The 21105-nt window shown below is 57.3% G+C and carries 19 protein-coding genes; 13 read left to right on the top strand and 6 right to left on the bottom strand.

What is annotated here, in order from left to right:
• Positions 1-219 precede the first annotated feature (219 nt).
• Positions 220-1974, top strand: a complete 1755-nt coding sequence (locus HP546_RS09995; RefSeq protein WP_172223796.1) for an arylsulfatase — start codon at positions 220-222, stop codon at positions 1972-1974.
• Between the two features lie 85 nt (positions 1975-2059).
• Complete coding sequence (locus tag HP546_RS09990) at positions 2060-2554, top strand: hypothetical protein (protein ID WP_172223791.1); 495 nt, start codon at positions 2060-2062, stop codon at positions 2552-2554.
• A gap of 82 nt (positions 2555-2636) precedes the next feature.
• Here the strand turns inward: HP546_RS09990 and HP546_RS09985 are convergent, their stop codons facing one another.
• On the bottom strand, positions 2637-3548 hold the full coding sequence (locus tag HP546_RS09985; RefSeq protein ID WP_172223787.1) for a LysR family transcriptional regulator: 912 nt from the start codon (positions 3546-3548) through the stop codon (positions 2637-2639).
• 89 nt (positions 3549-3637) lie between these two features.
• On the opposite strand from HP546_RS09985, the gene HP546_RS09980 reads away from it, so the two are divergent.
• The 8 genes from HP546_RS09980 to HP546_RS09945 all read left to right on the top strand — a co-directional run bounded on the left by HP546_RS09980 (position 3638) and on the right by HP546_RS09945 (position 11983).
• The gene (locus HP546_RS09980) at positions 3638-4666 is read left to right on the top strand and encodes an amidohydrolase family protein (protein ID WP_172223783.1); all 1029 of its coding nucleotides are present in this window, start codon (positions 3638-3640) and stop codon (positions 4664-4666) included.
• Entirely contained in the window at positions 4663-5568 is a 906-nt protein-coding gene (locus HP546_RS09975) for a VOC family protein (protein ID WP_172223778.1), read from the top strand. Before HP546_RS09980 ends, HP546_RS09975 begins: the two co-directional genes overlap by 4 nt.
• The gene (locus tag HP546_RS09970; RefSeq protein ID WP_172223774.1) at positions 5565-6425 is read left to right on the top strand and encodes a fumarylacetoacetate hydrolase family protein; all 861 of its coding nucleotides are present in this window, start codon (positions 5565-5567) and stop codon (positions 6423-6425) included. Before HP546_RS09975 ends, HP546_RS09970 begins: the two co-directional genes overlap by 4 nt.
• A 1-nt stretch (position 6426) precedes the next feature.
• The gene (locus HP546_RS09965) at positions 6427-7995 is read left to right on the top strand and encodes a bifunctional 3-(3-hydroxy-phenyl)propionate/3-hydroxycinnamic acid hydroxylase (RefSeq protein ID WP_172223771.1); all 1569 of its coding nucleotides are present in this window, start codon (positions 6427-6429) and stop codon (positions 7993-7995) included.
• A 24-nt stretch (positions 7996-8019) separates the two neighbouring features.
• Positions 8020-8511, top strand: a complete 492-nt coding sequence (locus HP546_RS09960; RefSeq protein ID WP_218584483.1) for a heme-binding protein — start codon at positions 8020-8022, stop codon at positions 8509-8511.
• An 80-nt stretch (positions 8512-8591) separates the two neighbouring features.
• On the top strand, positions 8592-9425 hold the full coding sequence (locus tag HP546_RS09955) for a cache domain-containing protein (RefSeq protein WP_172223767.1): 834 nt from the start codon (positions 8592-8594) through the stop codon (positions 9423-9425).
• 150 nt (positions 9426-9575) lie between these two features.
• Positions 9576-10775, top strand: a complete 1200-nt coding sequence (fdhA, locus tag HP546_RS09950) for a formaldehyde dehydrogenase, glutathione-independent (protein ID WP_172223762.1) — start codon at positions 9576-9578, stop codon at positions 10773-10775.
• A 131-nt stretch (positions 10776-10906) separates the two neighbouring features.
• Positions 10907-11983, top strand: a complete 1077-nt coding sequence (locus HP546_RS09945; RefSeq protein ID WP_256678454.1) for an aromatic ring-hydroxylating dioxygenase subunit alpha — start codon at positions 10907-10909, stop codon at positions 11981-11983.
• Positions 11984-12145: 162 nt separating this feature from the next.
• On the opposite strand, the gene HP546_RS09940 is transcribed toward HP546_RS09945, so the two are convergent.
• From HP546_RS09940 to HP546_RS09925, 4 genes are all read right to left on the bottom strand, one after another.
• Positions 12146-13465 carry an FAD-binding oxidoreductase gene (locus HP546_RS09940; RefSeq protein ID WP_172223759.1) on the bottom strand — a complete coding sequence of 440 codons (1320 nt, stop codon included), beginning with the start codon at positions 13463-13465 and terminating at the stop codon, positions 12146-12148.
• 492 nt (positions 13466-13957) lie between these two features.
• The gene (fdhA, locus tag HP546_RS09935; protein WP_172223755.1) at positions 13958-15157 is read right to left on the bottom strand and encodes a formaldehyde dehydrogenase, glutathione-independent; all 1200 of its coding nucleotides are present in this window, start codon (positions 15155-15157) and stop codon (positions 13958-13960) included.
• An 89-nt stretch (positions 15158-15246) separates the two neighbouring features.
• Positions 15247-16323, bottom strand: a complete 1077-nt coding sequence (locus tag HP546_RS09930) for an aromatic ring-hydroxylating dioxygenase subunit alpha (RefSeq protein WP_256678453.1) — start codon at positions 16321-16323, stop codon at positions 15247-15249.
• 38 nt (positions 16324-16361) lie between these two features.
• Positions 16362-17315 (bottom strand): PDR/VanB family oxidoreductase, encoded by a 954-nt coding sequence (locus tag HP546_RS09925; RefSeq protein WP_172223751.1) that lies wholly within the window; start codon positions 17313-17315, stop codon positions 16362-16364.
• Between the two features lie 284 nt (positions 17316-17599).
• Here HP546_RS09925 and HP546_RS09920 point away from each other — a divergent pair, with 284 nt between their 5' ends.
• Positions 17600-18082, top strand: coding sequence for a MarR family winged helix-turn-helix transcriptional regulator (locus tag HP546_RS09920; protein WP_172223747.1), 483 nt, complete (start codon positions 17600-17602; stop codon positions 18080-18082).
• A gap of 52 nt (positions 18083-18134) precedes the next feature.
• On the opposite strand, the gene HP546_RS09915 is transcribed toward HP546_RS09920, so the two are convergent.
• On the bottom strand, positions 18135-18710 hold the full coding sequence (locus HP546_RS09915) for a MarR family winged helix-turn-helix transcriptional regulator (protein WP_172223742.1): 576 nt from the start codon (positions 18708-18710) through the stop codon (positions 18135-18137).
• A gap of 194 nt (positions 18711-18904) precedes the next feature.
• On the opposite strand from HP546_RS09915, the gene HP546_RS09910 reads away from it, so the two are divergent.
• Together HP546_RS09910 and HP546_RS09905 are read left to right on the top strand one after the other, a co-directional pair.
• Entirely contained in the window at positions 18905-19693 is a 789-nt protein-coding gene (locus HP546_RS09910; RefSeq protein WP_172223738.1) for a crotonase/enoyl-CoA hydratase family protein, read from the top strand.
• A gap of 56 nt (positions 19694-19749) precedes the next feature.
• Positions 19750-21105 (top strand): CoA-binding protein (locus HP546_RS09905; protein WP_172223734.1); only part of this gene is annotated, 1356 nt, incomplete at its 3' end.

The following is a 21105-nucleotide window of genomic DNA, read 5'->3' as shown; positions in this document are numbered from 1 at the left end:
AACCGTCATCTTCACGGCTGATGGCTTAGCTGCGCAGGGCGTTCGCTAGGCTTTGCGACGATGCCCAGAGCTGAGCTCGGCTGCCTTTTTCGGGTAGCCGGGCTCTCCGATGAACGAAGCGATCAGGACTCGTCAGGCTGGCAGGTCTTTCCTACTCTCCAAACGAAACCGAAACGTGGGATTTGGCAACCCCTCTAATAACGATAAGGATAAACGCTAATGAATCGGTTGAAGTGCAATGCAAAAAAAGCATTGCTGCGGGCCGCCTTGGCTGTATACGCGATTGGCGTAGCCAGTCTGAGCGCTGCGGCTGTTCCGTCCAACACAGGGTCGAATAAAACGGTTTCAGAGCGGCCCAACATCTTGCTGATAGTCGCTGACGATTTGGGTTATTCGGATCTTGGCGCCTTTGGTAGCGAAATCCCGACACCCAATCTCGACCAGCTCGCCAACCAGGGCATACTGCTAACAAGCCACTATGTCACCCCGACCTGTTCACCGACGCGTGCGGCCTTGATGTCAGGCACCGATAACCATCTTGCCGGCCTGGGTACGATGGGCGAACTCCTGCCAAGAGCACCGAAATTGCAGGGTAAGCCCGGCTACGAGGGTTATCTCAATGATCGCGTCTATTGGCTGCCGGAAATCATGCGCGACGCCGGTTATCACACCTACATGGCCGGTAAGTGGCACCTTGGTAAGGAACCTGAGCAATGGCCCAAAGCACGAGGATTCGAGAAGTCATTCGCGTTGATAAATGGCGCTGGCTCCCACTTCGCCCCCGTCCCAGGCAAGCCGATATTCGCCGATCGGGCCCAGTACGTAGAAGACGGCCAGCGCACCAAGTTGCCGACAATTTTTTACTCCAGCATTTCCTATACCGACAAGCTGATTCAATACATCACGCAGAACCACGGTGACGGCAAGCCGTTTTTTGCCTGGGCTGCTTACACGGCGCCACACTGGCCTCTGCATGCGCCTGATGAAGACATTGCAAGGTTCAAGGGGCGGTACGCTGCCGGTTATGAGGCAATCCGGGCCGCACGTCTCGAGCGCATGCGAACGCTGGGGCTGATCGACGAGGATGCCCAGCCAAACGCGGGCCTTCCGGTGTCCAAGGATTACCCTTCCTGGGACATGCTGACTCCCGAGGAGCAAGCGGACGAAGCACGCCGAATGGAAGTGTATGCGGCGATGGTGCAAAACATGGACAGCAACGTCGGGCGCTTGATCCAGACTCTCAAGGATCTAGGGGAGTACGACAACACGCTGGTCATCTTCATGTCCGACAACGGCGCCGAGCCCACGAATAGCTTCTTCCCGGCAAATGAGAATACCGATAATAGCCTTGACAACATCGGGCATCGCCGGTCGAACGTCGGTTACGGTGCTCGCTGGGCCGAAGTAAGTGCCACACCCTTCAGATTGTTCAAAGGCTGGACGGCCGAAGGTGGTATCAGTTCCCCGGCCTTCGTGCGCCTGCCTGGGCAGAACCCTGCCACTCGACGCATCGACGTACCGACGAGTGTGACGGATATCGCACCGACGATTCTGGATTTCGCCGGTATTCGCCTCCCCGAAGGCAATCAGTACAACGGTCGCACTGTGCATCCCATGAGCGGGATTTCCTTGGCTCCGGTACTCAAGGGAGAAGCTGGCAGCGAGCAACTGGCCAATCGCGCGCTCGCCAGTGAATTGTTCGGCGGCCGCTATGTACGCAGCGGCAGGTGGAAGCTGGTATCGGTCATGACACCATTTGCCGACAACCAGTGGGAGCTCTATGACTTGGAGCGGGATCGTAGCGAAAGCCACAATGTAGCGGCAGAGCATCCCGAAATCGTCAAGCAAATGGTGCAGCTTTGGGACGAGTATGCGCTGAAGAACGGCGTGGTGTTCGCACCTAACAAGCGCATGCCGGACGTCCGTCGCGGGGCACCGTCCGAGATCAAGCTATCTGACGGGTCAGCACACTGAAACCCAGGAGCAGGCTCTGGTCGCGAGTCAGTAAGGCGGATCAGAGCCTGCCTCGAATTGGCTACGAGGTCAGAGGCTCTACCTCATGGAAATCAGTCTGAGTACTGCACATAAGAAATACATTCGCAATGAAGTGCTGGCGGGCTGCGTGATTAACGCGCTGCTAGCCTTTGCCTTCACCTTCATGCTGTTCAGAAACCACCCCCGGGTACGCTTGTGGGGCGGTGATGGCATCGCACTCGATTTGCTCGTCACCCTGTTCATGCTTACCTTGCTGGCCAATGTGGCCGTGATGCTGATTACACGAAAGCGAGTGCGGGCAGGGCGCATACCTCGTCTGGAATCCAGCGCCTTGAAGGTTATGGGCTTTCGGCTTCCGCGCAACCTGTTCCTCAGGGCATTGCTGGCCGCCGTACTGATGACCGCAATCATCGGTCCTCTTTCGATCGGCGCATTCGTCGCTTTGGAAATATCGTCCATGCCCTTCTGGCCGTTCGTGGCTTTCAAGATGGTCTATGGCTCGGTCGTTGGCGCCTTGTCAGCCCCCGTGCTGTTGCGTGCGGTCCTGACGGATGAGTGATTGCAGGGGGCGGCTAACTGCTGAGTTTCTACGGCTTGGTTCATTGCAGGTGCTCGAGCGGCTTCGGCTGCTCTTTTTAAGCCTACTCCGCGCTGAACAATCTGTGTATCGACGTGCGTAGCCAGGTATGCGCGGCATCCTTGTGATAGCGGCGGTGCCAAAGTTGCTGCAGTTCGATGACGGGCGCCCTTATGGGTGAAGGCAGCATGCGTATGTTGCCATTGCCAAAGCGGATACAGGCTTGCGCCAGGTCATGCGGCACGGTCGCCACCAGATCACTGGTCGAGATAATCGGCAGCAGACTCATGAAGTGTGAAACTTCGAGCTGAACCGTCCGCTTCACGCCTTCCGCCAGCAAGAATTTCTCGAATAGATGTTCTCTGCCTTCGGGCAATACGACGGCATGCTTGGCACTCAGGAATTGCTCCAGATTTAGGGTCTGTCCGATATCGGGATGGTCGCGCCGCAAGATACAGACGTATTCGTTACAGAACAGCCGTTGCTGGAAGAATCCGGCCTTCTGAAGGTCCGGAAAGTAACCTATTGCCAAGTCCACGTTGCCGGACTCGAGTGCGTCCGCTGCTGCATGTTTTGGCATGGAGGTGGTTTTGAGGCATGCGTTCGGCGCATGAACAGCCAGATGGTTGAGGAGCTTGGGCAGGAAATTGATTTCGCCAATATCCGGCGTGAGGATGTGAAACTGACGATCCGTCGTAGACGCCTCGAAGGCCGCCGAGGGCAGGATATGTCCCTTGATCGTTTCCATGATCAACTGCACAGGCTGGATCAGCTCGGTGGCCCTTGGCGTCGGATGCATTTCCGCTCCTGCCTTGACGAACAAGGGATCCCCCAGCAGTGAGCGCAAGCGGTTCAGCGCAGCGCTCGTCGCGGGTTGGCTCAGGCCGATGGACTCGGCCGCGCGGGTCACGCTGCGATGCTCGATCATCGCGTGGAATACCAGCAAGAGATTGAGGTCGACGTTGCGCAAGTTCATCTGTGGAAGCTGTCCGAATTTGTTTTGTGGATTTTTGTTATTCGTTGTATTGAGTTGCTGGATACAGAGTGCCGCAAGATACTGCGTACATGCAAACAATCAATGCTAACAAATGCTGCGGTATCGATATTCACGCGCACGTGGTTCCCGCGACGTTGCCTACCTATATCGGTGATCGACTCCCTATTGCCTGGCCTTTCATGGTGGCTGCACATCAATGCCATCGGCATGTGGTGATTGCCGATAAGGTTTATCGCACCGTCTCGGACAAGTGCTGGGATGTCGAGAAACGATTGGCTGACATGCCAGGTCTTGGTCTCGGTATCCAGGTGTTGTCGCCAATGCCCGAACTGCTCTCCTATTGGATGGATGCCCGGGATGCACAACAGATCCTGCGCTATCTGAATGAACAGATCGGCGCCATGGTGGCAGCCCAGCCTGCGCAGCTGCTCGGTCTAGGGGCCGTACCGCTGCAAGATGTCGACCTGGCGATCGACGAGCTGCGCTTCATCATGCAGACACCCGGTCTCGTGGGTGTCGAACTCGGCAGCAATATCAACGGCGTGGCCATCGGTGACACTCGATTCGACCCGTTCTTCGAAGCCTGTGTCGATCTCGGTGCCGCGGTATTCGTGCATGCGCTCAAGCCCACCGGCATGGACAGGCTGTTGGGCCCAGGTCCTTTGCAGCAAGTGCTGGCCTATCCCACCGATGTTGGCCTGGCGGCTGCTTCCTGCATTACCACCAATCTGATGGCGCGCCATCCACGCCTGCGCATCGCCTTCAGCCATGGCGGCGGCACGCTTGCTTCCCTGCTGCCCAGGCTCGAACAGGGCTGGCAGGTGTTTCCCGCGCTGCGCGAGGCAATCACCGAGTCGCCCATGGCGCAAGCCCGCAAGTTCCATTTTGACACTCTGGTTTTCGATACGCCGACCTTGCGCCATCTAGTCGCGCTGTTTGGCGCTTCGCAGCTGATGGTCGGCACCGATTACCCGTTCAACTTTCACGACCGCACGCCCCTGCAGCGAATTCGTGCTGCTGGCTTTGAAGAGGCCACGACCAGTGCGCTCGCCCATGCAAACGCCGAGCGTTTTCTCGGCTTGGAGGTTCATCAATGAGTTCGCCCTGGATTGAAGCGCTGCGCAGCGTTGCACTGATCGTACCGGATGTCGAAGCGGCCACCCGCTTCTATACCGACACCTGGCATCTAGAGATTGCTGCCCGTGCCGGAGGCTCGGTCTACCTACGTGGTACTGGACGTGATCATCACCTGCTGGCACTGCACCCCGGCCCCCAACCTGCGCTGCGCACCGTCACCTTGCGTGCGCGCAGTGCGCAGGCGCTGGATGAAATCGCGCAGGCGGCAGTCAAGGCAGGCGGTACGCTGCTCACGTCGATCGGCCCAGTGAGCGAACCTGGCGGGGGTGTCGGCCTCACCATTCGGGATTCGGACGGGCGTATTTTCCAAGTGGTACATGGTGATGAGGGGCACGCCAACGCCCACGAAGCGCCTGATCGACCTGTGCGTCTTGCCCATGTCGTGCTCAATGCCCATGAGTTGGCGGCGGCTCAGGCATTTCTCGAAAACGCTTTCAAGTTCCGCTTGGCCGATCGCACTCGAATCATGGCTTTCATGAACTGCGACCGTGACCACCATTCGATCGCCCTGGGCGACACCGATAACGATGCGCTCAACCACATCGCCTTCCTGATGCCAGACGTCGATTCGGTCATGCGTGGCGGCGGCCGTATGCGTGATGCCGGCTTCTCCATCGACTGGGGGCCGGGCCGCCATGGCCCCGGTAACAACGCCTTCAACTACTTCGTTGGTCCTGACGGGGTGGTCATCGAATACACCGCAGAAGTCGAGCAGATCGACAGCACCTACAAAGTCGGCGGCCCCGACGATTGGGCATGGCCTCCCGGGCGCATTGATCAGTGGGGTATCTCACAACCACCGAGCACCCGCTTGAAAGAAGCGCAGCGGGCCATCGAATTCATCAAGGAGAGCTTTCAATGAAACTGACAACCTATCTGAAGAACGGCCAGCCGCGCCTGGGTCTGCTGGAAGGCGATAACGTCATCGATTTCAACGAGGCCCAGGCGCAGGTTCCATGCGACCTGCGCCAGGCCTTGCTGGCCGGAGTGGATCTGGCAGCTGCGGCATCCGCCGCGCATGAGTCGCAGGTCGTGCGCATGCCCATGGCCTCGCTGCAGCTGGCGCCGGCCCTGCCCGAGCCGGGCAAGATCATCTGCCTGGGCCTGAACTACTACGACCATGCCAAGGAGTCGGGCCGTGACAAGCCGGACTATCCATGGTTCTTCTACCGTGGCGCCAGCTCTCTGCTGGCCCATAACGGGCAGGCACTGCGCCCGCGCAACTCCGTGAAGTTCGATTACGAAGCCGAGTTGGCGGTGATCATCGGCAAGCGCGGCAAGCATGTATCCGAAGAGGAAGCGCTGGATCTGGTGTTCGGTTACAGCTGCTTCAACGACATCTCAGTGCGTGATTATCAGAAGCGCACGCCGCAATGGACCATTGGCAAGAACTTCGACGCCACGGGCGGCTTCGGCCCGGTACTGGTCACGGCTGACGAACTCCCGGCCGGTGCCGCGGGCCTGCAAATCCAGGGTCGTTTGAACGGCGAAGTCATGCAGGACGCCAGCACGGCCGACATGATCTGGAACGTGGCGGAAACCATTGCTCTGTTGACCGATTGCATGACGCTCGAACCTGGCGACCTCATCGTCATGGGCACTCCGGCAGGGGTCGGGCAGAGCCGCACGCCTCCCGTCTGGATGAAAGATGGCGACCGTTTCGAGGTGGAGATCGAAGGTATCGGCACTCTGGTCAACACCATCGTCGACGAGGCCTGAGATGGACGTCAGAGATCAGACACAGGGACTCTACGATGTGGCAATCGTCGGATTCGGCCCTGCTGGCGCCGTCGCGGCGGCGATGCTGGGCGATGCCGGTTTCAAGGTCTGGGTCGCAGACCGCCTCGAAGAGGTGTACGACATTCCCAGGGCAATCGCGCTCGATCACGAGATCATGCGCATCTTCCAACAGATCGGCATCGTAGACGATGTGATGCCCCATACTGAGCCCTTCACTCCGTCTGAGTATTACGGTGTTGATCGACAGCTCATCAAGCGTCTGACCATGATCGACCGGCCGTACCCGCTCGGTTATACCCCTTCGATCGTGTTCACCCAGCCTCCCGTGGAAAGGGCTATCCGCCGTAAGGTGGCGAGTTTGAGCAATGTGACGGTGGAGTTGGGCGTCGAAGTGACCTCGGTTGACCAGGACGCGGAAGCTGCAACCCTCTCGGTAATTCGGGGGCAGGGCGACCCTGAGCAAATCCGAGCCCGCTACGTGCTCGGTTGCGACGGGGCGCGAAGCCTGGTTCGCGAAGAGGTCGGAATCGTGCTCGAAGACCTCGACTTCGATGAGCCCTGGCTGGTCGTCGATGTGCTGGTCAACGAGGCCGGATTGGCGAAACTGCCCAAGACCAGCGTGCAGTATTGCGATCCGCAGCGTCCGTGCACACTGGTGATCGGTCCAGGCAATCATCGTCGATGGGAAATCTCCCTCAAGCAAGGCGAGGATCCGGCGCAGGCAGCGACACCTGAGCGCACCTGGGAACTGTTGGCGCCGTGGCTCATGCCTGAGGACGGCGAACTCTGGCGCCAGGCCAGTTATCGTTTTCACGCCTTGGTGGCCGATCGTTGGCGTATCGGACGCGTATTCATCGCTGGCGATGCGGCGCACCAGCAACCGCCGTTCCTCGGCCAGGGTATGTGCCAGGGCCTACGCGACGTTGCGAATATCGCCTGGAAGCTTTCAGCGGTTCTCAAAGGTGAAGTCGAGGGTGGCGCTGGGCAGGTCCTACTCGACAGTTATGGAGACGAGCGCAAGCGGCACGTCAGTGAACTGATCAGTCGCATTAAGACTATCGGCTCGGTGATCTGCGAGCGAGATCCGGCCAAGGCGCGCCAGCGCGATGCGAAGCTGCTGGCCGAAGCCGATGGTGTGGTGAGGGATTCACCTCGCCAAGATGTCTTACCCAAGCTTGTCGGAGGAATCTTGTCGCAGACGCCGCACAACGCGGTCGGTACGATCTTTCCGCAGCCGTGGATGCGCCAAGGCGATACGCGTATGCGCTTCGATGAACTGGTGGGCGAGGGCTGGTTACTGGTCGTCGATCCAGCTATCGATGTCCAGCGGCTGCCTGCGCTGAACGTTCATGTGATCGGTGCGAACGAGGTCGTCGAGGAAGAATCCGTTCTTGCCCAATGGATGGCCAGGCACGGCTGCCGCGCGGTTCTGGTCAGACCTGATCGGTACGTGTTCGGTGCGGCGGATAACGAGGTCGGCCTGACCCGCCTGCTCGCCGAATGGCAAGAGCGCATAGGCAAAGGCGTCGAAACCTCTATCGCCATCTGAGGCGGCCAGGCTCGTTCCGGCGCCTTGACGCTTTTGCAAGAGCGGCAAGGTGTCGGCACGAAACACTTTCATCTATCGGTGAGTGATTGGGTCATGAAGCTATCCCTCGAACAGGCAAATCGGATCATCGATGGCGCGCTGAAAAAGTCGCTCGAGTCGAACTACAGGCCAATGGCCGTGGTGGTCCTGGATGACAGTGGGCAAGTGGTGAGCTTGCAGCGCCAGGATGGCGCCACGGTGTTTCGTGTCGACATCGCTACGGGCAAGGCCTGGGCTTCAGTGAGCATGGGCAACTCATCCCGAGAATTGCTGCAGAAAGCGCAACTCATGCCGGCTTTCTTCGATGCGCTGGCCGTTGCCGGCCAAGGGAAGTTCATCCCCCAGACCGGCGCTGTGTTGATCAAGGACGATACAGGACGCGTCCTGGGGGCTGTTGGCGCGAGTGGCGGTACGGGTGATCAGGACGAAGAAATCTGCCATGCAGGAATTGAGGCCGCAGGGCTGCGCGCCAGCTGAACCCGAGTGGCTCCGGGCCGCGGCCCGCTGCGCTTCTTTGGACATTAACCGTGCGCTTAGGCGTGCTGGGAGTTGAGAACATGCGTCTGATGACGTTCCTTTGCAGTGCCTTGTTGCTGCTGCTGAGCCACGGCTCGGCGAGCGCTGATGAGGAACAGCGCGCCCGGGATCTGCTGCGGCGCGCTGTAGACTACTACCGTGTTCAGGGCGATATCGCTTTTGCTGCGTTCAGTCGCCAGGGGGAGTTCGTCGACGACGAGCACTATGTGTTCGTCGTCGATACCAAGGGCACCATGTTGGCGAGCGGAGGTACCTCGGCGACCTGGATCGGAAGAGACGTGACCGAGGCATTCGCTCCAGCGGTGCGCGATGGCTTTCGCCAGGCATTGGCAGGTGCCGAGGGGGAGGTGCTGTCGGCCGAATACCGCTGGATGAATGCCCAAGACGGAAGGGTTGAACGCAAACGGGTGTTCTTCGAGCGTGTGGGAGATCGCGTACTCGCCGTCGGCATGTACCTGCCAAGAGCCACCGCAGAACAAGCCAAGGCTTTTCTGAACCGTGCTGTGGACGCTATCGAGCGTGATCCTGAAGCCAGCCTGCAAGCCATCAATAGCTTGTCTGCGCGGTTCAATGAGGACGACCTGTATCTTTTCGTCATTGACCTGCGCGATGGCCGTTATCTTGCTCACGGTTACAACCGGCGGTTACTGGGCGTCGAGTTCGACACTATCAAGGATCCGGACGGCAAGCCGGTTGGCGCGCCGATTCTCAAAATGATGAAGGATCGCTCTGGAGGCGTGTATAGCTACCGCTGGCGCAATCCAGTGACCGGCAAGGTAGAAGACAAATACGCGCTGTTACGTAAGTCTGGCAATCTGCTGGTCGCTACCGGCTATTACCAGAATGCCAAGTGAGTGCTCACGACATCGTGGGGTGTGCTCGATAACAGGCTTGAGGTGCGTGAGTGAAGTTTCTGCCCGCTTTACTACCAGCGCTTTAACCGATTCCATCGCTGGTCGGGCCGATATGATGGAATGGTGTCTCAATCAACGAGGACAATAATAATGACAGGTAATCGTGGTGTGGTGTATCTCGGCTCGGGCAAGGTTGAAGTGCAAAATATTGATTACCCGAAGATGCAGGATCCGCGGGGTAAAAAGATTGAGCATGGGGTCATCCTCAAAGTCGTCTCGACTAACATCTGCGGTTCCGATCAGCACATGGTGCGTGGCCGTACCACCGCTCAAGTGGGGCTCGTGCTGGGCCATGAGATCACTGGTGAGGTGATCGAAAAAGGCCGCGATGTTGAGCACCTACAGATCGGTGATCTGGTCTCCGTCCCCTTCAACGTCGCTTGTGGTCGCTGCCGCTCTTGCAAGGAACAACACACTGGCGTGTGCCTGACCGTCAATCCGGCCCGTGCCGGCGGTGCCTACGGCTACGTCGATATGGGCGACTGGACTGGCGGCCAGGCAGAATACGTGCTGGTACCCTACGCCGATTTCAATCTGCTGAAGCTGCCGGACCGCGACAAGGCCATGGAGAAGATCCGTGACCTGACCTGTCTGTCCGACATCCTGCCCACCGGCTACCACGGCGCTATCACCGCCGGCGTCGGTCCTGGCAGCACCGTATACGTGGCCGGTGCAGGTCCGGTTGGTCTGGCTGCCGCTGCTTCGGCTCGCCTCCTTGGCGCGGCCGTGGTCATTGTCGGCGACCTCAATCGGGCTCGTCTGGCTCACGCCAAGGCCCAGGCCTTTGAAATAGCCGACCTGTCTCTGGACACTCCCTTGCACGAGCAAGTTGCCGCACTGCTCGGCGAACCGGAAGTTGACTGCGCCATTGACTGTGTGGGCTTTGAAGCCCGTGGCCATGGCCACGAAGGCGCCAAGCACGAAGCCCCGGCTACCGTGCTCAACTCGCTGATGCAGATTACCCGTGTCTCCGGCAAGATCGGTATTCCCGGCCTGTATGTGACCGAGGATCCAGGGGCAGTGGATGCCGCTGCCAAAATCGGCAGCCTGAGCATTCGGTTCGGCCTCGGCTGGGCTAAGTCGCACAGTTTCCATACCGGCCAAACGCCGGTGATGAAGTACAACCGTGCACTGATGCAGGCCATCATGTGGAACCGCATCAACATCGCCGAAGTGGTCGGCGTGCAGGTCATCGGCTTGGATGACGCACCGCGTGGATATGGGGACTTTGATGCAGGTGTGCCGAAGAAATTCGTCATCGACCCGCACAAGACTTTTAGCGCGGCCTGATCATGGGCTTGGACCTCGTGCAGAGGGCATTGATTCCAGTCAGAACAATCATCGAATCGATATGCAGATCTTGAAGGTCTGCATGACCAAATCGTGTCGCGGTGGCCCTTGCACAGTCTTCAGTAGCTGTAATGATGGAACCTGAGGGGACAACAATGGTTTTTTTGAGAAACGTCTGGTACGTGGCTGCCTGGGATGAGGAAATCAACAATGAGACGTTGCTCCAGCGCACCTTGCTGAACGAGTCGGTACTGTTCTTTCGCGATGAGGCCGGTGGGGTACAAGCGATATCCAATCGTTGCCCGCATCGATTTGCGCCACTGCATCTTGGCAAGCGGGTAGCGGGTGGGGTTCAGTGTCCCTATCACGGCCTGCAATTCAATGGGCAAGGCAAATGTATCCATAACCCGCAGGGCGCTATACCGAAAGCTGCTGTAGTGAAAACCTATCCGGTGGTAGAGAAGCACAGCATGATCTGGATCTGGATGGGAGCCCCGGAGCTAGCCGATCCCTCCACCATTCCTGACTTCTCCTGCCAGGATTCGTCCCAGTACTATGTCGCCAAGCGCTACCTGCATGTGAAAGCTAATTATGTCCTCGAAACGGACAATATTCTGGACTTGAGCCATATCCAGTTCCTGCACCCCGACTCCTTGGGAAGCAGCGCTGTATCGAATGCCATAACGAGCGTAGAACAGCAGGGCAATACCGTATATTCAAAGCGGCAAACGGTCAGCGATATCCTGCCGGACTTCCTATACCGTCAGCGCGGTATACCTGTTGGCACACCCGTCGATCGCTGGATCGATGTGCGTTGGGATGCGCCTGCGTGCATGTTGCTAGTGGCCGGCTCGGTTGCCACTGGTAAACCCCGAAGCGAAGGGGTGTCAAACTTCGTTCCTCATATCTTCACACCCGAAACTGATACCACTACCCATTACTGGTACTCGGTGTGTAACCCGGTCAGTATGGGCGAGGAGGGTCGTGCCCGGGCGGACGTTTTTGTCACGGGATTGACTAAGCCTTTTCAGGAAGAAGATTTACCAATGCTGGAGGCGCAGCAGCAAATGATTGTGGGGGGCGATTTCTGGTCGCTCAAGCCCGTGCTCCTGGCCGGCGACGCAGGAGCGGTGCGTGCCCGGCGCGTACTGGACAAGATGATTGCGCAGGAGCGAGAACTGAGCCTGGCGGATGCGCTGACGCCCTGATTGGGGCTGACTGCTTCGCCTGAATGTGCCTTAAGGCCCCGGTTAAGGGGCCTTTGCCGTCATGGCCTTGTCGCGCGTATGGGGAGAGGCTGCCGGACGTGGCAGCCATCGAGTCACTGATGGCTTGCGAGTGACTGAGCAATAGTGGTGCTCTGACTGCCTTCAGCTTTCCAACCCGGCGCGATGTTGGCCCCAGCGCAGATTGAGATTTACCCCCAGAGTCAACAAGGGCTCTGGCGGGTTGCAATTTGGGCCTTCGCTGGCGAGCAGGAAGTCGACGAGTTCGTCCCGCTCGCCGGCCAGCCAATCTGCCAGCAGGGTGCCGGTGGCTGTGCCCCGGGTTATGCCCAGGCCATTGCAGCACAGTGCCCCATGGACATTAGGGGCCAGGGTGCCGAAGTGCGACAGGTGATTACGAGACAAGCACATCGAACCACCCCAGGTGTATTCGAACGGCATGCCGGAGAACATTGGGAAGCGGCGGTCAAACGAGGCGCGATGCTGGCGTGCGGCGCGGTCGAGGTAGCGCTGGTGGGCCCGACCATCGGCATTGAAGCTAAAGCTGTTACGTACCAGCAGGCGTTGGTCTGGTGTACGGCGCAGGGTGCTGCCGAACGGGTCGGCGGGAATGATGCCCCAGGTCGGTTTACCGCCCAGGTGTTCTTGTTCCTGCTCGGTTAACGGGCGAGTCATGCTCGCATAGGTGAAGATCGGTAGCAGGCGGCCTGGCAGGAAACCGAAATGGCTGGCGAATGCGTTGTTGGTCAGCAACAACTGGTCTGCGATGATTTCGCCATTGTTATGTTTGAGCGTAATGCGTTGGCCTTGCTCCACATGTGTGATCACCGTGTTCTCGTACAAGGTGACATTGTCGGGCAAGCTTTCGGCCAGACCTTTGGCCAGCGCCGCAGGCTGCAGCAGCAATGTGCCGGGGGTGTAGAGTGCCTTACGGTAGAAGTCTGTACCCAGGTGAGCCGGCAGGTCTGGGGAGTCGATCATCTCGTAAGGTTGCCCGAGCTTGTCCAGGCCGCTGCGGTAGGCCTCAAGCACCGCCATGCCTTTGTCTTCTATCGCGGCCTGATACTTGCCATCGGGACGCAACTGGCAATCGATACCGCGGTCGTTGATCAATTGCTTGAGGATCGCCTGGGCGCGCAGATTGAGCTTCAGGTTCATCCGAGCGGTGGGCAGGTGGCCTATATAGTCGGGCGCGCCGATGTCGTGAGGCAGGTCGATGGCAAAGCCCGAGTTGCGGCCCGAGGCGCCGAAGCCTACCTGTTGGGCCTCGACCAGCACGACCTGGTCATCGGGATAGTGCAGGGCCAGTTGCCTGGCGGCGGCGAGGCCGGTGAATCCGGCGCCCAGCACCACCCAGCGAGCCTGGGTGCGACCGCTGTGAGCAGGGCAGACTTTGCGTGCGGGGCTCAGGTGGAACCATCCGCAGCCATTATCATCGGCCGGGGTAGAGGTGCTTCTGTACATGTGAATCTTCTTGTGCGTGTTGTTTGTCTCACTATCCCATCCACATGAGTCGGCGGATATAACGCTCGGGACGACTAATGGGAGCTTTTTGCTAGCGAGTGGCCGTTGTTTTCGATGGGGCGTGGGCAGCCTCTAATGCCACACGCGATAGGGTCCACAATGCCACCGTGACCATTGAGCCCCTATAGTTATTCCAGCCTGCGATGTTTTGAGGTCTCTCTCTGACGGTCATCTGAATAGACCTATGTATCCTGATTCCTCGGCAGGGCGGTATGCCAAGCCCGTGGGCTGGGAGCTGAGCGTTTACCCCACGTTCGAATGCTTGGGTGAACTGGACATACCGTGGCGCTGGGCTCGGAATCCTCAGCTTGGCGCCTAGATCGACTGACTGGGTGATCGGCGGCCCAGTTTCATTCGGCACAGGCAGTTGACACTGAGGCTCTCCCACACGGAGCCTCATTATCAATTGACGTCTAATTGGCTAGCCTTTGATCAACGCCCCGAGAACGTCGCATGCGGGTCTATGACAAACTTTTTAGGAACCCCTGCATCGAATTCCCCATATCCCCGCGGTGCTTGATCGAGACTAATCACTTGCACCCCTACCACCTCTGCGATGTTGATACGATCCCACATAATGGCCTGCATCAATGCACGATTATATTTCATCACAGGGGTTTGGCCGGTATGGAAGCTGTGGGATTTAGCCCAGCCCAAGCCAAAGCGGATACTCAATGCACCTATCTTGGCTGCAGCATCGCGTGCACCAGGATCTTCGGTTACGTAAAGACCTGGGATGCCAATCTTGCCCGCGACGCGGGTGACCTGCATCAACGAGTTGAGTACAGTTGCCGGGGCCTCGTGTTTAGCACCCTCGTGGCCATGCCCGCGTGCCTCGAAACCAACGGCGTCGACAGCGCAGTCGACTTCCGGCTCGCCAAGAATGTCGATGACCTGCTCATGCAGAGGAGTGTCCTTGGAGAGGTCGACTACCTCGAAGCTTTGAGACTTAGCGTGCGCCAGGCGTGCCGGGTTGAGATCGCCAACGATCACGCAGGCAGCGCCCAGAAGGCGCGCCGAAGCTGCAGCAGCCAGACCGACCGGGCCAGCGCCCGCAACGTAAACGGTGCTGCCAGGACCGACGCCGGCGGTAACAGCGCCGTGGTAGCCGGTGGGCAGGATGTCGGACAGACAGGTCAGGTCACGGATCTTCTCCATGGCCCTGTCGCGGTCCGGCAGCTTCAGCAGATTGAAATCGGCGTAGGGTACCAGCACGTATTCTGCCTGGCCGCCAGTCCAGTCGCCCATATCGACGTAGCCGTAGGCACCGCCGGCACGGGCCGGATTGACGGTCAGGCACACGCCAGTGTGTTGTTCCTTGCAAGAGCGGCAGCGACCACAAGCGACGTTGAAGGGGACGGAGACCAGGTCACCGATCTGCAGATGTTCCACATCACGGCCTTTCTCGATAACTTCGCCAGTGATTTCGTGTCCCAGCACGAGTCCCACTTGAGCAGTGGTGCGTCCTCGAACCATATGCTGATCAGATCCGCAGATGTTAGTCGAGACGACTTTGAGGATGACCCCATGTTCAATCTTCTTACCCCGCGGATCCTGCATCTTGGGATAATCAATGTGCTGGACTTCAACTTTGCCCGCGCCCAGATAAACTACTCCCCGATTGTCTGACATACGCTTATCTCTCTTTGGTTTAGGATATCGTCGTTTGTACAAATCCAGCACCGCCTACGAATATTTTAGGCGGTGCTGAGTGGGAATATCTAGAGCTTTACGGTGCGCAGTTGCTCGACAATCCGTCGTGCACGATTGGCCCCGGTATCAACATGAATATCAATCATTGGCAGAGCGCCAAAGCGGCACATATTCTTGTATTGCGACTCAATGACAACCTTGTCTTCGTCAAAGGTCATTTTGGTTTGCTCAACAACTTTTTGCTTAACTACTTCTGGATCGCTTTTTGGATTAGTCGCAATAGTCCAGAAATAATGGCTGGTCGTATCGCTCTCTGGGGTCACGCCATGGAACCCGCGCATATGAAAGCCCCCTCGCTCAGGGTTGGAAAGCGAGTCTTCGCCCGCATCCATTGCACCTGTCCAAATCCTCAAGTGGCTAACGTGAAATTCGATTTCCTGCCAACGGTCGACTTTATCTTTGAATGGATAGGCTGCAGTATACGTTGGAGGCGGCACAGAGGCCGGCATGTGGCGTATCACTCGGACTACATCGTTCTCGCTTTCAACGGTCATTTTCGCAGTCATGTGAATGCTGGCGTTCCCCCCAATCGTACGGAGGTGAACATAGCCCAAGTGGCTAAGATCCATGAGATTGTCATGAATCAGTTGGTATGGCGCATCGTAGTGATAAACGTCGCCATCGAACAGATATTTTCCGCTGCTATGCACGTTATACGCTGGCGGCTCACAGAGCGGCTCGGGATGCTCATCATCACCGAACCAAATCCAAACGATTTGATCACGTTCTGTCACATGGTAGGCAGGTACTTTGGCCTTGCTAGGAATTTTGTCCTGACCTGGAATCTCAATGCATTTGCCTGCATCATTGAACAACAAACCGTGATATCCACAACGAATTCCGCCATCCTCCACAGTGCCGTCGGAGAGTGGAAGCGCACGGTGGCAGCAGCGGTTTTCCAAGGCGGCAGGCTTGCCATCTGCAGTACGGAACAGCACCACAGGCTTGTTAAGAAGGGTTCGGCCAACCGGTTTCTCCTTCAACTCCCACGCCAGCGCGGCAACGTACCACTGGTTCACTGGAAAGCTATATTGCACTGATGTGGTGGCGGCACTTCCCATGACTTCTTGCACAGAGACGCTCATGATTCTCTCCTCTTGAACAACAGTTCTTTTTGTTGAAATTAGATGTCGAGGACTAAACGCGCTGTCCTAGCGCGTGAACAGCACGGAGTGAATTGATCATTTGCTGCATGCTCTTCAGCTGTGAAGAACTGGTCACGATGATCTGGGATGCCCTGAATAACGCGCGTCACGCAGGTTCCACATACACCCTGCTCACACGATGACTCGATCTGAATACCAGCCTCGTCCAAAACCTCGAATACTGTACGATCCGAAGGAATTAGGAAAATTTTCCCAGTGCTTACCAACTCGACTTCAAACGACATGTCGGCAGAAGTATCAATTTTCTCGGCAGCGAAAAACTCCCTATGTACACACTGAGGAGCCCAGCGTGCTTCATGGGCACAGTCCAACACATAGTTCATGAATCCGTTCGGCCCGCACACATACAGATGGGTATTTCCATCCGGATTGGCCAACAGCGCGGGTGCATCAAGCTTTTGATCCTGGGCACCGCTATCATCGTGGAGCTTTACGCGACTTGAAAAAGGTGCAGATAGTAAGTCGCTCCTGAATGCCGCACGGTCTTCGCTGCGATAGCAGTAATGCAGCTCGAAATCGGCACCCTTGTTATGTAACTCGTAGGCCATGGCCAAAATGGGCGTAATTCCAATCCCTCCCCCGAACAGAAGGTGGCGAGTCGCTTCCTCCGCGAGCGGAAACAAATTGCGTGGCTCGCTTATTGTCAGGAGTTGTCCCTGTTGGACGTCGCCATGCATGGCGTCGGAGCCACCTCGCGAGTTTAGATCACGGAGCACACTGATCACATAGCGATCACGCTCTGCCGGATCGTTACACAGCGAGTATTGGCGAATCAGCCCATTGGGAGTGTGAACGTCGATATGAGCACCGGCTTCGAAAGCCGGAAGCGGGCCACCTTCCGCAAGAACCAATTCAAAGCTACAGATGCCCGTGGCTACATTTTTTTTTCGGATGACGTTGACTTGAAGCATGGCGATCCCCTCCACATTGAAGTGGCTTCAAAAATCAAAGAGTTTCGAGATTCTGACCAGCAGCCAGCGGCTGCTGTATGGATATCAGTGCCTGGTGGCAGGAGGCCTGAGGGTGATCGGTATAGATAGACTCATTGGCCGGTTCCGATAATTATTCTTGTGTCGAAGCGCGTTGCCTTATGATGCGAACACATGACGCGACGCTGGCTAAGAGAAATCCTCTAACCATTTAGTTGCGGTGTCAACCAATTTTCCGCCATCCTCCGACCAATGGGGTCTACGTTATGTCTGCAGATCCGCATCTAAACCTATCCAGATACGTCCCCGCGCTGATCAATTTTCTGTCCAACAAGCTCGCTACCGGCGCTTCCATCTGCTACCGGAAGCATTTCGGAGTTGGCGTAGTCGAGTGGCGGATGCTGTCGATGCTCGCTGTAGACGACGGCATCACAGCCAACCGGATTTGCCAGGTGATCGGACTGGACAAAAGCGCCGTGAGTCGGGCCCTGCAGGGACTGGAGTCAGCGGGGAGCATCCATACAACACCCGACCCTGATGACAAGCGCAGGGTCACCATCAGTCTGACGAATCAAGGCAAGCAACTTCATGATCGGGTGCTCAAGGTCGCGCTAGAGCGTGAGCGACGACTCCTTGAGGGCTTATCGGCTGAAGAAGTGGATGTTCTCGTCGGACTGCTCAACAGGCTTAACAAGCAGATTTCGTACGTGAATGACTACGACCCAGAAAAATCTGATTCCAGAAGCTGAATCGACCTCCGCCCAAGGACGTACTCCGGTGGATGTGATGCCTAACCTTGCCCTACGATCGCCCCTCAGCTGCGACTTTCTCGAGCAGCTCCATAAGCAGCTTTCTCTCTCCCTTCGCGAGGGTTGACGAGATTGCTTTTTCGTATTCGTCTATCTGCTGATGAAGCTTCTGCAGCGCTTGATTGCCCACCAGCGTAAGCCGTAGCGCATAGCTACGGCGATCACCCTCAGTGGCACAGCGCTCAACGAAGCCAAGCGCTTCAAGGGCATCGATTACTTTCACCATGCTGGCTCTGTTGATCTTCAACTGCTCGGCCAAGGCTGACTGAATAATGCCAGGCTGCAACCCGATCAGCGACAAAGCAGTCATGCGCCCAGGTGTCAATGCGTTCGGGCCAAGGATCGAAAAAAGCACCTCATACGACCTCATCTGAGCCCGCTTGATGGCGTAACCCAGGGTCCCGGAAAGTAAATCAAGCTCGTTGTCGTTGTAGGTCGGCTGCTCCGTTCGGCAGTCCGCACCTTGCGGAACCGATTTAGTACTGGCCTTGCGGCTGCGCTTCGATGCATTCGGCGAGAGCCTTTCGCTCGGGCTCTTTTCATCGGTGGAGCTTCTGTCTTTTAGCATTTCACTTCCCAGAATTTGAGCGGAAAGCGGATTTTATCAGAATAAATTGTATGCCTGGCTAACAGTTTGCATAGTTGACAGTATATCAGGGTGTCAGCTACCTTGAATTCATCTGGCCGGATCTGCGGCGGGCGACCCAACCGACGAGCCTCACGCGACCTGCTTGCCATGTGGGTACAGACAGGAATAAGAGAATGAGCGAGAACAACACTGACCAAAAGCTGGTCTTACTGGATATCGATGGGCCAGTAGCAACGGTCACCCTGAATCGCGCCGAGAAGCGAAACGCTCTCAACGTTCGGATGCTGAACGAACTGCGGGACTGCTTCACGACTCTGCCTTCTACTGTGAAGGTCGCAATCCTGGTCGGCTCGGGCCAGCACTTCAGCGCAGGGCTTGATCTGTCGGAGCTCACCGAAGCGAGTATTGAAGAGGGGATCTATCAATCTCAAATCTGGTATGAGACCTTCGAGAAAATCCAGTTTGGTCGCGTCCCGGTCGTGGGCGTTCTGAAAGGCGCCGTCGTGGGTGGTGGGCTTGAGTTAGCGTCGTCTTTGCATGTCCGCGTTGCAGAACAGGATGCGTATTTCGCTTTGCCAGAAGGCCAGCGCGGAATCTTCCTCGGCGGCGGTGGCTCCGTACGCATTTCGAAACTGATCGGCTTCTCCCGCGTCAGTGAAATGATGCTTACCGGCCATGTGCTCAACGCTAATGAGGGGCAGCAATTAGGTCTCGCTCACTACGTGGTGGCACCTGACGCCGGTCTGGCAAAGGCCCGCGAATTAGCCAAGCGGATCGCTGGGAATGCAGCCCTTTCCAACTTTGCCATTATGCGCGCATTACCTCTCATTGCAGAACAGCCAATGTCCCAAGGCCTTTTCACTGAATCCTTGATGGCGGCTGTTACCCAAAACGCGCCGGAAGCAAAGGCGCGAGTGAACGCTTTCCTTCAAAAGCGAGCAGAGAAGGTGGTGCCTCAGTAACCATCCGGCTCGCTTCACCCTTCACGCTTCACTGAATAAAAACAATAGGCATCCGTATGAACATGATCATTGATAGCGCCGCCAAGCACTCCGAAGCAGGAAAGCTCGACATACGAGCGATTGTTAATCCTCAGTCTGTGGCAATCATCGGTTTCTCAAGCAAACCTGGCACTGCTGGTCAGGTCGTCATGAACAACTTGCTGAACGGTGGCTATACCGGCGACTTGCATCTTGTAGGCCGCAGCGGCGGTGAACTGAATGGCCGCAAGATCTTGAGCGCTGTGAATGAGCTTCCTCACGGCATCGACCTAGCCATTTTTGTGTTGCCGTCCGAAGCGGTTTTGCAAACCGTTAAAGACTGCGTGTCGAAAGGCGTGAAAGGCGCAGTATGCTTTGCCTCCGGGTTTGCTGAAATGGGTGACGTAGGACGTCAGCAGCAGCATGAGATCGGAGAGGTTGCTCGGGCCGCAGGCATGGCTCTGCTCGGCCCGAACACGGTAGGGTATTTCAACTACGTTGATGCCTTCTACGTAATGATGGTTGATCTGGTGCTGCCGGCGCGCCTCAACCGAGCGGATGGCCCTGCTGTTGCGATCGTGGCCCAGAGCGGCGGTATCGGCAACCACATCGCCGCTTCCCTGGCAGCCCGAGGCGTGCCAATCTCGTACATGATGACCACTGGCAACGAAGCCCAGCTTGGCTTGGCTGAGATGGTGGAGTTCTTTGCCGAGGATACAAGCACCGGGACGATCGCGATTTACGCTGAACAAATCCGTTCGGCGAAGGACTTTACAACAGCCGTTCAACGAGCTCGCGCTAAAAACAAATCTGTGGTGTTGCTGCACCCAGGCCGTAGCGTGCGCTCACGTGAAGCAGCGCAGTCCCACACGGGTGCGCTTGCGGGTAACCACGCCGCTATGCGGTTGATGGCTGAGCATGCTGGTGTTGTGGTCGTTGACAGTCTTGAAGAGATTATCGATGTAAGTCAGCTACTGCTTCGGTTCCCCACTGCCCCTACCGGTGGTCTCGGCCTGGTCACAGCCTCCGGTGCTATTTGCGGTCTGGCTCAAGACTACGTCGAACCGCTGTTGCTGGAAATTCCCCCACTGGCGGCGGAACAAGTTGAAGCGCTCAAAGAACATCTGCCAGTGTTCCTTCCTCCCCGTAATCCACTCGACATCGGTACGCTGGTTAGCGTCAAACCAGAGCTGATTCAAAGAGGGGTTGAGGCGATCCTGGCAGACACTGCAGTGGGCAGCACGCTCGTTTCCATTCCTATGCCAGGGCCTGAAGCCTCGGTCGCATGGCTCAAGTACTTCATTGAAGGTGTAGGTTCTAGCGCTAAGCCATCGATTTTCGTGCTTCACAATGAGGACGTTCCGCTTTCAGCGGAGTTCTTGGCAGAAGCCAAG

The organism is Pseudomonas sp. CM25 (genome assembly GCF_013179705.1).
Taxonomy (GTDB): Bacteria; Pseudomonadota; Gammaproteobacteria; order Pseudomonadales; family Pseudomonadaceae; genus Aquipseudomonas.
Note: the sequence above shows the minus strand (reverse complement) of the source record. Positions and strands in the feature narration are given on the sequence as shown.

Excerpts from the sequence above, each read along its gene's own strand:
- HP546_RS09930 (WP_256678453.1), bottom strand. The coding sequence starts at position 16,323 with ATGAGCGTCTCTGTGCAAGAAGTCATGGGAAGTGCCGCCACCACATCA.
- HP546_RS09925 (WP_172223751.1), bottom strand. The coding sequence starts at position 17,315 with ATGCTTCAAGTCAACGTCATCCGAAAAAAAAATGTAGCCACGGGCATC.
- fdhA (WP_172223755.1), bottom strand. The coding sequence starts at position 15,157 with ATGTCAGACAATCGGGGAGTAGTTTATCTGGGCGCGGGCAAAGTTGAA.
- HP546_RS09980 (WP_172223783.1), top strand. The coding sequence starts at position 3,638 with ATGCAAACAATCAATGCTAACAAATGCTGCGGTATCGATATTCACGCG.
- HP546_RS09975 (WP_172223778.1), top strand. The coding sequence starts at position 4,663 with ATGAGTTCGCCCTGGATTGAAGCGCTGCGCAGCGTTGCACTGATCGTA.
- HP546_RS09955 (WP_172223767.1), top strand. The coding sequence starts at position 8,592 with ATGCGTCTGATGACGTTCCTTTGCAGTGCCTTGTTGCTGCTGCTGAGC.
- HP546_RS09965 (WP_172223771.1), top strand. The coding sequence starts at position 6,427 with ATGGACGTCAGAGATCAGACACAGGGACTCTACGATGTGGCAATCGTC.
- HP546_RS09910 (WP_172223738.1), top strand. The coding sequence starts at position 18,905 with ATGAGCGAGAACAACACTGACCAAAAGCTGGTCTTACTGGATATCGAT.
- HP546_RS09920 (WP_172223747.1), top strand. The coding sequence starts at position 17,600 with ATGTCTGCAGATCCGCATCTAAACCTATCCAGATACGTCCCCGCGCTG.
- fdhA (WP_172223762.1), top strand. The coding sequence starts at position 9,576 with ATGACAGGTAATCGTGGTGTGGTGTATCTCGGCTCGGGCAAGGTTGAA.
- HP546_RS09985 (WP_172223787.1), bottom strand. The coding sequence starts at position 3,548 with ATGAACTTGCGCAACGTCGACCTCAATCTCTTGCTGGTATTCCACGCG.
- HP546_RS09990 (WP_172223791.1), top strand. The coding sequence starts at position 2,060 with ATGGAAATCAGTCTGAGTACTGCACATAAGAAATACATTCGCAATGAA.
- HP546_RS09915 (WP_172223742.1), bottom strand. The coding sequence starts at position 18,710 with ATGCTAAAAGACAGAAGCTCCACCGATGAAAAGAGCCCGAGCGAAAGG.
- HP546_RS09940 (WP_172223759.1), bottom strand. The coding sequence starts at position 13,465 with ATGTACAGAAGCACCTCTACCCCGGCCGATGATAATGGCTGCGGATGG.
- HP546_RS09995 (WP_172223796.1), top strand. The coding sequence starts at position 220 with ATGAATCGGTTGAAGTGCAATGCAAAAAAAGCATTGCTGCGGGCCGCC.
- HP546_RS09945 (WP_256678454.1), top strand. The coding sequence starts at position 10,907 with ATGATGGAACCTGAGGGGACAACAATGGTTTTTTTGAGAAACGTCTGG.
- HP546_RS09970 (WP_172223774.1), top strand. The coding sequence starts at position 5,565 with ATGAAACTGACAACCTATCTGAAGAACGGCCAGCCGCGCCTGGGTCTG.